Consider the following 12,619-nt stretch of genomic DNA (forward strand, 5'->3'; position numbering starts at 1 on the left):
TGTTCATTGTTTTCAGCAATTGAATGAAAGCACATGCTTAATCCGTGCTTCTTATCATTATTAATATGCCTTTTGCAAACGAAAAAGTACCTCGTGAATGAATGAGTTCGTTACTAATACATAGTGTTGAACCGAGCGTAATATGACAATTATTTAGAGGATATTTAAAACCGGTCAGGGTCAGCTCATGTATGTCTTCGGAAAACGGTATGAAGGAGATATATCGCTTATTTTCATCCTTCTCAATATCATATTCACCAGGAGGAAACATTTGAATATGATTTTGTTTGTCTATCAGCCTAATTTTTATGTTCGTTTTTACACCTCTATACAGTAGCTGAATGTTTCCTAAAAAATGATCAGCTCTGCCGCCTGTAATGCCGAAAATCTGAATAATATCCGGCTGCTTTTCCAGCGCCCAATCAAGGGCGAGGTCTAAATCTGTTTGATCTTTTTCTGCTTGATACACATGAAGGGCGGGAGCGGCTTTTTCTATTCGCCGGCGTTCTTGCTCCGTTATGCTGTCAAAATCTCCGAAGGCTTCAACAGGAATGATCCCGGCATCTAAGAGAGTGACGGTGCCTTTGTCAACACCGATCCAAAGCGTGTGTTCGTCCGTATAGCCGGTTAGATCGGGAATGAGATTTTTCGGGCCTCCCGCAACGATATTAATTGTTTTCATCTCTGATTCCTTTCTCTGCATACAGGAAAAAGAGCTTAGGCTATTGTATGCCCAGCTCTTTTCTAAAGCTGCTTATTTACTTCCTCTGATTTCAGAAATTGCTTTTTTGCGGTCAGACTGGCCATAAACAGCTGAACCGGCAACGAGTAAATTTGCGCCCGCTTCAATGACGAGCGGAGCGGTTTCTTTGTTGACGCCGCCGTCTACTTCAATGAACAGATCTTTTTTTCCTTTTTCATCCGCCATTCGCTTAACCTCTTTTATTTTAGGAAGGACTGAATGAATAAATTTCTGCCCGCCGAAGCCCGGGTTCACCGTCATTAAAAGAACAAGATCGAGATCGTCGAAAACATGCTCGATGACTTGTACAGGGGTATGCGGGTTTAGAACCACTCCGGCCTTCACTCCTTGCTCTTTAATGAGCTGGATGGTACGGTGCAGGTGCGGACATGCCTCAGCATGCACAGACAGGATATCTGCGCCTGCTTTCGCAAAAGCCGGGATATAACGATCCGGCTCTTCTATCATTAAATGGACATCAAGCGGCAGATCCGTTACCGGCCGGACGGCTTCTACAATCAGCGGACCGATTGTGATATTCGGGACAAAATGGCCGTCCATAACATCAATATGAATACAATCGGCTCCGCCTTTTTCTACATCTTTAATCTCATTGCCTAAAGCGGCAAAATCAGCGGAAAGAATAGATGGTGCAACCTTTATCATTATGCTAATACCTCGGCTTTCTGTCTTTAATCTCCGTCATAAATTCAACATAATGGTCATAGCGATACTGCTTTAATTCTCCGTCTTCAACAGCTTGTTTCACCGCGCATTTCGGCTCTTTCAGATGTAAACAGCCTCTAAATTTGCATGAAGAGCTTTTTTCTCTGATATCAGGGAAGGTATAGCCCAGCTCTTCTTCCTCAATGTCTGTAAATTCAAGCGAGCTGAATCCCGGTGTATCTGCAACCAAACCTCCGGACGTGTGAATCAGCTCCACGTGGCGGGTTGTGTGTTTCCCGCGGCCCAAATGCTCGGAAATCTCGTTTGTTCTTAATCCGAGCTCCGGACTGATCGCGTTGAGAAGCGAGGATTTCCCAACACCGGACTGACCGGCAAATACCGTTGTTTTATCCTGAAAATGCGGGATGATGTCCGCTAAACTATCTTGGTCCTTAGAGGAGGTAAGGTATACGTCATAACCAATATTCCGATAGTCTTCTGCATAGGCTTGTATCGTATCTTCTGTATCTTGATCTTCAATCAGATCCATTTTAGTAATGCATATAATCGGCTGAATATCATTGGCCTCAACGAGAACCAGGAAGCGGTCTAGCAATGCCGTGCTGAAAGAAGGCTGAACCGCTGAGAAAACAAGGACCGCTTGATCAACGTTGCAAATTGGCGGCCTGATAAGCTCGTTGGTTCTTTCTTTAATTTCCATTAGATATCCTTCTTTGTCATTTTCAGCTTGATACACAACGTAATCACCGACAAGAGGGGTAATTTTGTTTTTTCTGAAAATGCCTCTTCCTCTGCATTGTATTACTTTATCTGAATCCTCTGATTCATCCAGTACATAGTAAAAGCCGCTTAGCGCCTTAATAATTTTGCCCTCAGGCATATTTTCCCTCCTTGTTATTCATCTTTCGGATACTCAATGGTTTTGTAGCTGACAACTTTATTGTTTACCATTACTTGATAGTACCCTTTTTGGCCGGGTTCAATCTTTAGTTCGATCGTTCGTTCAGTCGGCTCTTTTATCTTAAATTCTTCGTAAGTGTCAGAGATGCTGTGATCCGCATCGTCAACCGCGATTTGCACTTGAAGCTCGTCCCCTTCATTTTCTGGTTCGTAGGGGATCTTGACCTTTTCTTTCACTGTTTTCGCAGGTTTTTTCTCTGGTCCGAGAGAGAATGTCACTTCAATTTCGTTTCCCGGCTTTACTGCCGTACCTGCTGCTGGTTTTTGTTTGACAACCTGTCCTTCTGGAACATCATCTGAGTATGCTTCTTTTTCTACAAGCTTCAATCCGTTGTCTTCCAGATATCCAGACGCTGCTTCTTTACTGTAGGTTTTCAAGTCTCTAAGCGTAATGTCTTCGGGTCCGATACTGACTGTAAGTTTGACTTGATCTTCACTCGGGACAAGCTCAGTCCCTGCTGAAGGATTTTGGTCAATGACAGTGCCCGCATTTTTCTCGTCATTCACTTCATTTACTGTTACATGTTTAAACCCTTGGTCCTTCAACGCTTTTTTTGCCTGGTCGACCGTTTGGCCTGTCACATCACCGATCTCCGTTTTTGCTTTTCCGGTGCTCTTATAAAGGGTGACCGTGGCGCCTTCTTTGACTGTGGTATCCGCTTTAGGATCCGTTTTTACCATCAGGCCCTCTTCAATTTTTTCATCTGAGATTTCCAACACCTCGGAATCAACCTGTAAACCTTCTTTTTCCAAGAGCCCTGCGGCTTTTTCGTATTCCATTCCGGAGACATCAGGTATTTTGACATCCTTAGGCATGAAAAGCGACGGAAAAACAGTGACAGCAAGAATTCCAGCTGTGATAAAAACGAGGCATATCGTGAGCAAAACCCACGGCCACTTTTTTCTTTTGCCGTTCTTCTTTGTTTTGTTTTCTTGTGCGGTTGTCACTTCTGCTTCTTTTTCGCCAGCAGCTTTAGCGAGTTCTTCATCTTTAATGATAGGTATCGCTTTTGTCATTTCTTCATCTTCTTGAATCGTAAATCTCTTTTCATTGAGTCTGTCGGCATCAAAAGCTGTTTTTATGTCTGCTTCCATGTCTTCAGCCGTTTCGTAGCGATGAAAAGGATCTTTGGCAGTTGCCTTGAGTATGATGTTTTCAACGCTTTGGGGGACCGATGGATTCCACCTTTTTGCCGAAGGAGTTTCCGCTTGAAGATGCTTCAAGGCGATGCTGACTGCTGACTCTCCATCAAACGGAATACGGCCGGTTAAAAGCTCAAATAGAACGATTCCAAGCGCATAAATATCCGATTTTTTTGTGGCTAAGCCGCCCCGGGCCTGTTCAGGTGATAAGTAATGGACCGAGCCCAGAACTGAATTGGTATGGGTGATTGTGGTCGAACTTAGTGCCGTCGCAATTCCAAAATCCGTTACTTTGATATTTCCCATATGATCAATCAAAATGTTATGCGGCTTGATATCTCTGTGAACAATCTGGTTTTGATGGGCATGAGCGATGGCTGAGACAATTTGCTCCATGATGTTCAGCGCTTCTTTAGGGTGAAGCGGCCCATTTGCTGTTATGTATTCTTTAAGCGTCATGCCTTCAACGTATTCCATGACAATATAATAAATATCATCTTCCTCGCCCAAATCGTAAATGCTGACAATATTCGGGTGATCGAGGCTTGATGCGGATTGGGCTTCTCTGCGGAAACGTCTGATAAATTCATTGTCATTTGCATAGTCAAACCGCAGGATTTTAATTGCGACTTCACGGTCTAGAATGATATCCTCAGCTAAATACACGTTGGCCATTCCCCCGCCGCCTATAACGCGGAGAATTTGGTAACGCCCGCTGATCCGCTTGCCGATTAGCACTGATCTTCACCCTCTTCAACTTGTAAAGCAAGCTCAAGCAAAACTGCTGTTATGTTGTCTTCTCCGCCATTCTGATTGGCTTTGTCCACAAGCAGGTTTACTTTTTCCTGAGGAGCTGAATCGCTTTGCAGGATGTCTTTTAATTCAGTGCCTTCCACTTTATTCGTCAGTCCGTCAGAACATAGAAGCAGTTTGTCTCCGGGTTCTATATCAAAGGAACGGGTGTCAATACTGACTGACTGGTCTGTTCCAAGCGCCTTCGTCAACACATTTTTTCGCGGATGATGTTCAGCGTCTTCTCTGGAAATCTCTCCAGTGCGAACCAGTTCATTTACAAGCGAATGGTCTTCTGTCACTTGAACGAAATCACCGTCCTGAAGCAAATAGCATCTGCTGTCTCCGATATGGGCAACAGAAACCGTTTTCCCCGTAAAAAGCGCACATACAATCGTCGTCCCCATGCCTTGGCATTCTTCGTGGGCTTGAGCGTGATCGTATATTTTGCTGTTTACCGAAAGAATCTGTTCAATGAGCCATTTTTCACATTCCGAGGGCGCAGTTGGAATCGTCTCTGCTTCATTCCATTTCTCCCCCATGGCTTTCACAGCCATCTTGCTCGCAACATCTCCAGCAAGATGGCCGCCCATGCCATCAGCGACAACCGCTAATATAAATTCATCTTTCCCCTTGAATATCCCCGCATCATCTTCATTATGCTGGCGGATTTTTCCTGTATCTGTTTTTAAGGCTGTTAACAACCCTCATCACCTCGTCTCGTCTTGACGCTCCTTCGCGCGAAGCTGACCGCAGGCTGCGTCAATGTCATGTCCTTGCTCTCTTCGGATTGTGACATTTACTCCGCGGGATTTCAGCGTTTTTTCAAAAGCAAAAATCTGATCACGCGGTGTGCGCACATAGTCCCGTTCAGGCACGTAGTTTACCGGAATCAAGTTCACGTGGCATTTGACTCCTTCCAGCAAGTCGGCAAGCTCTTCGGCGTGTTCCACCTGGTCGTTTACGCCTCCGAACAGCCCGTATTCAAAGCTGATGCGGCGTCCCGTTTTATTAATATAATATTTAACGGCTTCCATTAGATCAGGCAGTTTATATGCTCTGTTAATCGGCATCAAACGGCTTCTGATTTCTGTGTTCGGCGCGTGCAGAGAAATTGCAAAGTTAATCTGCATTTGCTGATCAGCAAATTCGTAAATTTTCGGGATGATTCCACTCGTAGAGACCGTAATATGGCGAGCACCGATATTCAGGCCCTTGTCATGGTTAATGATTTTCAAGAAAGCGAGCATTTCGTTAAAGTTATCAAAAGGTTCGCCGATTCCCATGATCACGACAGAGCTGACGCGTTCATCCGTTTCATCAAGAGCTTTTTGCACTTTGACTACTTGAGCGACAATTTCCCCTGCTTCAAGGTTTCGTTTTAAGCCTCCAAGCGTTGACGCGCAGAATGTGCAGCCAATACGGCAGCCGACTTGTGTCGTTACACATACAGAATTGCCATACTCGTGTCTCATTAAAACGGTTTCGATGGTATAACCGTCATGAAGCTCAAACAAAAACTTCATCGTACCGTCTTGAGAGGTTTGTTTAACAGCCGTTTTCAGCGTTGTTAACACAAAGTGAGTGTTTAATTTCTCACGCAGATCCTTTGAGAGGTTTGTCATATCTTCAAAAGAAGATACACGTTTTTCATATAGCCATTCAAAGATCTGGGCTGCACGGAACGGTTTCTCTCCATTGTCTGTCAGCCATTGTTTGATTTCATCTAATTCAAAAGAATAAATAGACGGACGCTCTGTCCGCAATTCTTTTCTTACTTTTGTTTTATTAAGTTCTGCCATTGCTTATCCCTTCTTTCTCATGCTGCAAATAAAGAAACCATCTGTTCCGAAATAATGAGGAAGGATTTGAAGCCTTCCATCCCGAACAAAGGGTCTCACCTTTTCAGGCAGCCGCTTTTCAAGAGACAAATCGGGTTCAAAATCAGGATGTTCTTGTATAAACGCATGTATTACTTCATCATTTTCTGTCCGGTCCATTGTACACGTACTGTAGACAAGAGTGCCACCTTTTTTTACTAATGGTGCGATTTCCCTCAAGATCGACAGCTGGATTTCAGCTAGACGGGCGCTGTCGTCAGGTTTTTTCGTGTATTTCATGTCCGGCTTTCTTCTGATAACACCGAAACCTGAGCACGGGGCATCGACCAATATTCGGTCAAACTGTTCGTTTTCAAACGTTTCCCCCGCTTTTCTAGCATCCATTGTTTCCGCATGAATGATTGTCAGGCCAAGCCGGTCTGCCGCTTCTTTGATCAGCTTCACTTTATGTTTGTGAAGATCAAGCGACGTAACGCTCCCCTTGTTCTTCATTAATTCTGCGATATGAGCCGACTTTCCGCCAGGCGCCGCACACGCGTCAAGCACTGTTTCATCAGGCTTAGGGTCAAGGGCGCGGGCGACGAGCATGGAGCTCTCATCCTGGATGGATACTTCGCCGTTTTGGAAGAAATGAGTTCCGGCAATTGTTCCCTTTAAGAGCTTCACAGCATCTTCAGCGAGGTCGCCTTTTTCAACTTCGATTCCCTCAGCAGCCATTTGGTCAAGCAGCTCAGCTCTGTCTGCTTTCATTTCATTGACACGCAGCGTCTGCTTCGGCGGAATGAGATGGATGCGGCAAATCTTTTCCGCAGCTTCAAATCCATACGCATCCGCCCACTCTTTCACAAGCCATTCCGGATGGCTTGTTTCTGTCGCCAGCCGGCGTACAGGATCTTCGATCGAGTCAAAGGATGGAACACCTTCGCGCTGAATAGAACGGAGCACGCCGTTGACAAATGAAGCAATGCCTTTGTGTCCGCGGATTTTAGCAATCTCAACCGCTTCATGGATGGCTGCCCTGTCTGGAATCTTCTCTAAATACTCCATTTGATATAAGGATAGGCGAAGAAGCTGAATCACCCACGGCTTTACCTTTTGAGGCTTATTGATAAACGGTTTAAGCATATAATCAAGCGCGATCTTATTTTGTAATGTACCATAGACAAGTTCAGTCAAAAGCCCTCTGTCCTGATCACTCAGTTCATTTGATTTAATGACCGATTTCAGCAGCAGGTTGCTGTATGCCTGGTTTTGTTCTAATTTGATCAGCGCCTCAAGGGCGATGTCACGAACACTAGTTTTTTTCATTGTTTACTCCTAACACATCACCGACTTCAACATGAGCGCCTCGCACAAAGTCTTCGCCTTTCATTCGTTTTTTGCCTGCCGGCTGGAGTTCGGTTAATAACAGAGCCGTCTCGTTACCTGTGGCAACGATAATCCCTTCCTTTTCAACCGCAACGACTGTGCCTGGCTCAGCTTTGGTTGGTGCGGGTGTTTTTTTGGATTCCCACACTTTCAAGTTTTGTCCATTAAGCGTCGTATAGGCAACAGGCCATGGATTTAAGCCGCGGATCTGGTTGTAAAGCTCTTCGCCCGTTCTGGACCAGTCGAGCAGCTCTTGCTCTCTTTTAATGTTAGGCGCGTATGTCGCTTTCTCTTCATCCTGCTTTTCAGGTGAAATGCTGCCGGCAATGACGTTTGGAACCGTTTCAGACAATAGCTTCGCGCCAGCAACGCTTAATTTATCGTGCAGTGTTCCGACATTGTCGGTTTCTTCAATGTCCACTTCCACTTTTGAGATCATATCGCCCGCATCCAATTTTTCTACCATATACATAATGGTAACCCCGGTTTTCTTCTTTCCCTGCAGAATGGAATAATGGATCGGAGCACCGCCGCGCAGTTCCGGCAAAAGGGATGCGTGAACGTTAATGCAGCCGTATTTTGGACTGTCGAGAAGCTCTTTAGGCAAAATTTGTCCGAATGCCGCCGTTACAATCAGGTCAGGCTTTAATGCCAGCACTTTTTCAATTTCTTCTGTCAATCTGACTTTTTCCGGCTGAAGAACCGGGATGCCGTGGCGCAATGCCTCTTCCTTTACCGGAGGAGGTGTCAGTACTTTTTTTCTGCCCTTCGGACGGTCCGGCTGTGTGACGACCCCCACTACTTCATATCCGTCCTCTATCAGGGTTCTTAAAACAGGAACTGAAAAATCCGGCGTTCCCATAAATACGATTCTCGTCATCAAATCATCCTTCCATATCCGCTAGTTCATCTTCTGTATAGTATTTACTTATTTTAGATGTAAACAGCACACCGTCTAAGTGGTCCATTTCATGCTGCACGGCTCTTGCTAAAAAGCCTCGCGCTTCCAGAATGAACGGTTTTCCCTGACGGTTAAACGCACGCACTTTGACATAATCGGCACGTGTGACATCACCATAGACGTTAGGAAAGCTCAAGCATCCTTCAATTCCGGTTTGCTCGCCGCTTTTTTCTAAAATTTCAGGATTAACGAGATCAATTCTCCCTCTGTCATCCCCGATATCTACGACGGCCGCTCTTTTTAAAATGCCGATTTGCGGCGCTGCCAGTCCGACACCATCCATTTCAAGCATGGTGTCGTACATATCATCAAGCAGTTTTTTTAGCTTTTTATCAAAAACAGTCACGGTTTCCGCAGGTGTTTCCAAAACCTCCGCAGGATGTGTGACGACCTTTTTTACTGCCAATTTGTTACCCTCCAAGACGTGAGATCTTACATCATCATATAAGGATTCATATCAATTGAAATCATTACATGTTTTTGTTCAATTTCGCGTTTATAATGTTCCAGTATCTTCTTCAATAAAGCGGATAACTGGGTTTCCTGTTTGTATTTTATCACGCATTGATAGCGATATCTATCTTTGATCCTGGCTATCGGCGACGCGCTTGGTCCGAGAATTTTCGTGTCAGCTCCGCAGTTTGCTTTCAAAAAATGAGCGATTTTTTCAGCTGTAACCGCTGCTTTCGCCACTTCCTCATGAGAAACAGTCACAAGAGCCAAATAGTAGTATGGCGGATAGGATTGCTCTCTCCTGTGCGCCATTTCATGCTGATAGAACGTTTCATAATCGTGTGTTTTCGTCAGCTGGATACTGTAATGAGACGGTGTATACGTTTGAATGATGACATGGCCGGGCTTTTCATGCCTGCCTGCCCGGCCGCTGACTTGCGTTAACAGCTGAAATGTTTTTTCAGCCGATCTGAAATCAGGAATATGAAGTGTTGTATCAGCACTTAACACTCCGACAAGCGTGACATTCGGAAAATCAAGCCCTTTCGCGATCATTTGCGTTCCGAGAAGAATATCCGCTTTTCCTTCTCCGAAAGCTGACAGTAATTTTTCATGGGCGCCTTTCCGTGATGTCGTGTCAACATCCATCCGAATCACTCTCGCACTTGGCAGCACTTTTGTCAGCTCTTCCTCCACTCGCTGTGTTCCCGTTCCGAAAAAGCGGATATGCTCGCTTGCGCATTCAGGACAAGTGTGCGGAACAGGCTCTTCATGTCCGCAATAATGGCATTTCAGCCTTTGGCCGTAACGATGATACGTCATGGAAATGTCGCAGTGCGGGCATTGCGGGACATAGCCGCAATCCCTGCACATCACAAAGGAAGAGTAGCCCCTCTTATTTAAAAACAGCACCGCCTGCTCACCCTTGGCAATCGTTTCTTCAAGCTTTTCCATCAATTCAACTGAAAACATCGAGCGATTGCCGTTTCTAAGCTCCTCTCTCATATCGACAAGCGAAACCTCGGGCATCACCCGATGGTTAACACGGTGCTTCAGTGAAAGAAGCTCGTATACGCCCTTTTGCGCTCTAGCATATGATTCTAATGTCGGCGTAGCACTCCCTAATACAACCGGGCAGCTGTGATGCTCAGCCCGCTTGATTGCCACCTCTTTCGCATGATAGCGCGGCATTTCTTCCTGTTTATAGGAAGACTCGTGCTCTTCATCGATGATTATCATTCCGAGATTTTCAAACGGAGCAAAAATGGCGGATCTGGCACCGACGACAAGCCGTACTTCCTTCCGGTGGATTTTACGCCACTCGTCATATTTTTCTCCTGTGGATAAACCGCTGTGCATGACTGCCACCTGGGAGCCGAAGCGGCCCTTGAAGCGGTTGACCATTTGCGGCGTCAGCGATATTTCCGGTACGAGGACGATGGCTTCTTTTCCTTTCGCCAGTACTTTTTCAATTGATTGCAGATAAATTTCGGTTTTTCCGCTTCCTGTCACGCCGTGAAGGAGGAACACTTTATGCTCATCGCTGTCCAATGTCTCGCGTATGGGCTCGAAGGCAGCCCTCTGTTCGTCTGTCAGCGGCAGGGGCTCTGTTTTTTTGAACATTTTGTCCTGATAGGGATCTCTGTAAACCTCTTCATAGCTTTCCTTCAAAAGCCCTTTTTGGATAAGGGTTTTGATGGTTGCAGAGCTCGTGTCCGTTTTTTTGCACAATTCCGCCGCAGGAATTTTCACACCTTCCGGCTCAGAGATGAGAAAGTGAAGAATCGCCTGCTGTTTTGCTGCTTGGCGGGACAATCCCTCAGCCTGCTTAGCAAGCTCTTCTTTACTCGCATTTGCCTGAATATGCCTGACCATTTTTTTATTGGTTTTTTGCGCGACTTTATACGTCACGTCAATGTCCCCTTTTTGAACATGCCTTTGAATCAGTTTCAGCGTCTCATGATCGGGTATATCTGAATACAGCAGCGTCTTTGTTTCAGAAAACAGCCGTTCCACTTGCGGCGGAAGATCGGCTCCGTGTGCAATTTTTAATTCTTTTTCATATTTCGCCTTTAAGGCGGCAGGCAGCATTGCTTGAAGCGCCGTTATTTTAAAAGACAGCGTTTTGTCTGACAGCCATGATGACAGAATCATAAGCTCCTCTGTCAGAACAGGTGTAAGATCTAATAAATCCTCTACTTCCTTGACAGATTTCCCCGATAGGTCAGATGCTTCTTTGACTGCTGTCACAAACCCTTGAATCTTACGGGGGCCAAACGGAACAATGACCCGCATCCCCGTTTTGATCATGCCCTTCAGATGGTCTGGGATTTTATAATCAAAAGGCCTGTCTATATTTTTGGTGCTGACATCAACGATGACTTCTGCAAAATTCATGAGCGCTCTCCGGTTTGTTTTGAGAGGGCTGCGATCTCCTGAAGGATTTCAAAAGAAACATCGAGCTTAGACATAATCGGGAGTTCGCGTTTATGCCCGTCTTTGAAAAAGATTGTCACGATATTCGTATCAGCACCAAAACCGGCCCCATTTGCTTTCACATCATTTGCCACAATCAAATCAAGGTTTTTAGCGGCGAGCTTTTTACGTGCATAGTGTTCAATGTCTTGTGTTTCGGCGGCAAATCCGACCAAAATCTGCTCTTTCTTTTTCTCGCCCAATTCTTTCAAAATATCGACTGTTCTTTTCAGTTCTAAGGTCATGCCGCCGTCTTGTTTTTTCATTTTATGGTCAAATACTGTTTTCGGCGTAAAATCGGCTACCGCAGCTGTTTTAATGACTATATCGCTTGCGTCATACACAGAGAGCACAGCTTCGCGCATATCCGCAGCCGATTGAACAGGGATAAACTCAGCAAGGCCTTTAGGCTGATCAAGTGAAACAGGCCCAGAAATTAAGGTTACCCGTGCGCCGAGCTGAACAGCAGCCTCCGCTAGTGCGTAGCCCATTTTGCCCGTCGATTTATTGGTAAAAAACCGGACAGGATCAATCGCTTCCCGCGTTGGGCCGGCTGTAATGACCACATGCTTGCCTTCTAAAGGAGCGGATGTTTCTTCAGCAAAATGTTTTTCGGCCAGCTTTACGATGTTTTCCGGCTCTTCCAATCTGCCTTTTCCTACGTAACCGCATGCTAAATAGCCCTCACTTGGCTCAATAAAACGATAACCGTCCTGATAAAGAACAGAAATGTTTCGTTTGACTGCCGGGTGGTCATACATATGAACGTTCATCGCCGGCGCGATCCAAACGGGAGCCGTTGCTGCCAACAATGTTGTCGTCAGCATATCATCAGCGATGCCGTTTGCCAGTTTTCCAATCACATTAGCCGTAGCCGGCGCTACGATAATCAAGTCGGCCCAGTCTGCGGCATCAATATGAGAAATAACGCTTGGATTTTGTTCTTTAAATGTATCTGTATAGACTTCGTGGCGGCTCAATGCCTGAAATGTCAGCGGTGAAACGAATCGGCAAGCGGACTCAGTCATAATCACTTTGACATTTGCTCCTGCCTGAACCAGCTTGCTCGTTAACGCACAGGCTTTATAAACAGCGATGCCTCCGCTCACGCAAAGTAACACATTTCGATTGTTTAGCAATGAATTCTCCCCCTCTGCACTTTACAAAACCGCACGGAAAAAAATAACAACCTACATG

General features: G+C 45.5%; 11 protein-coding genes. All 11 read right to left on the reverse strand.

The window, feature by feature from the left end:
* Positions 1 to 37 precede the first annotated feature (37 nt).
* The 11 genes from RAC86_RS26835 to coaBC all read right to left on the reverse strand — a co-directional run bounded on the left by RAC86_RS26835 (position 38) and on the right by coaBC (position 12,561).
* Entirely contained in the window at positions 38 to 682 is a 645-nt protein-coding gene (locus RAC86_RS26835; protein WP_014479765.1) for a thiamine diphosphokinase, read from the reverse strand.
* Positions 683 to 754: 72 nt separating this feature from the next.
* Positions 755 to 1,408 (reverse strand): ribulose-phosphate 3-epimerase, encoded by a 654-nt coding sequence (gene rpe / locus RAC86_RS26840; protein WP_088325864.1) that lies wholly within the window; start codon positions 1,406 to 1,408, stop codon positions 755 to 757.
* A gap of 4 nt (positions 1,409 to 1,412) precedes the next feature.
* On the reverse strand, positions 1,413 to 2,309 hold the full coding sequence (gene rsgA / locus RAC86_RS26845; RefSeq protein WP_003232060.1) for a ribosome small subunit-dependent GTPase A: 897 nt from the start codon (positions 2,307 to 2,309) through the stop codon (positions 1,413 to 1,415).
* Positions 2,310 to 2,323: 14 nt separating this feature from the next.
* Positions 2,324 to 4,270 carry a serine/threonine protein kinase PrkC gene (prkC, locus tag RAC86_RS26850; protein ID WP_076457725.1) on the reverse strand — a complete coding sequence of 649 codons (1,947 nt, stop codon included), beginning with the start codon at positions 4,268 to 4,270 and terminating at the stop codon, positions 2,324 to 2,326.
* Positions 4,264 to 5,028: a protein-serine/threonine phosphatase PrpC gene (gene prpC, locus RAC86_RS26855; RefSeq protein WP_041850843.1), complete on the reverse strand. Its 765-nt coding sequence runs from the start codon at positions 5,026 to 5,028 to the stop codon at positions 4,264 to 4,266. The genes prkC and prpC overlap by 7 nt, the downstream gene beginning before the upstream one ends.
* A 6-nt stretch (positions 5,029 to 5,034) precedes the next feature.
* Positions 5,035 to 6,126 carry a dual-specificity RNA methyltransferase RlmN gene (gene rlmN, locus RAC86_RS26860; RefSeq protein ID WP_015252110.1) on the reverse strand — a complete coding sequence of 364 codons (1,092 nt, stop codon included), beginning with the start codon at positions 6,124 to 6,126 and terminating at the stop codon, positions 5,035 to 5,037.
* A 3-nt stretch (positions 6,127 to 6,129) separates the two neighbouring features.
* On the reverse strand, positions 6,130 to 7,473 hold the full coding sequence (gene rsmB, locus RAC86_RS26865) for a 16S rRNA (cytosine(967)-C(5))-methyltransferase RsmB (protein ID WP_317679852.1): 1,344 nt from the start codon (positions 7,471 to 7,473) through the stop codon (positions 6,130 to 6,132).
* Positions 7,460 to 8,413, reverse strand: coding sequence for a methionyl-tRNA formyltransferase (gene fmt / locus RAC86_RS26870; RefSeq protein WP_046381014.1), 954 nt, complete (start codon positions 8,411 to 8,413; stop codon positions 7,460 to 7,462). The genes rsmB and fmt overlap by 14 nt, the downstream gene beginning before the upstream one ends.
* Positions 8,414 to 8,417: 4 nt before the next feature.
* Positions 8,418 to 8,900 (reverse strand): peptide deformylase, encoded by a 483-nt coding sequence (gene def / locus RAC86_RS26875; RefSeq protein WP_029726494.1) that lies wholly within the window; start codon positions 8,898 to 8,900, stop codon positions 8,418 to 8,420.
* A 26-nt stretch (positions 8,901 to 8,926) separates the two neighbouring features.
* A complete protein-coding gene (gene priA / locus RAC86_RS26880) occupies positions 8,927 to 11,344 on the reverse strand; it encodes a primosomal protein N' (protein WP_003232079.1) in 2,418 nt (805 codons plus the stop codon).
* Positions 11,341 to 12,561, reverse strand: a complete 1,221-nt coding sequence (gene coaBC, locus RAC86_RS26885) for a bifunctional phosphopantothenoylcysteine decarboxylase/phosphopantothenate--cysteine ligase CoaBC (protein ID WP_015252114.1) — start codon at positions 12,559 to 12,561, stop codon at positions 11,341 to 11,343. Before coaBC ends, priA begins: the two co-directional genes overlap by 4 nt.
* Positions 12,562 to 12,619: the final 58 nt, after the last annotated feature.

It is taken from the genome of Bacillus sp. LR_5, from assembly GCF_042709275.1.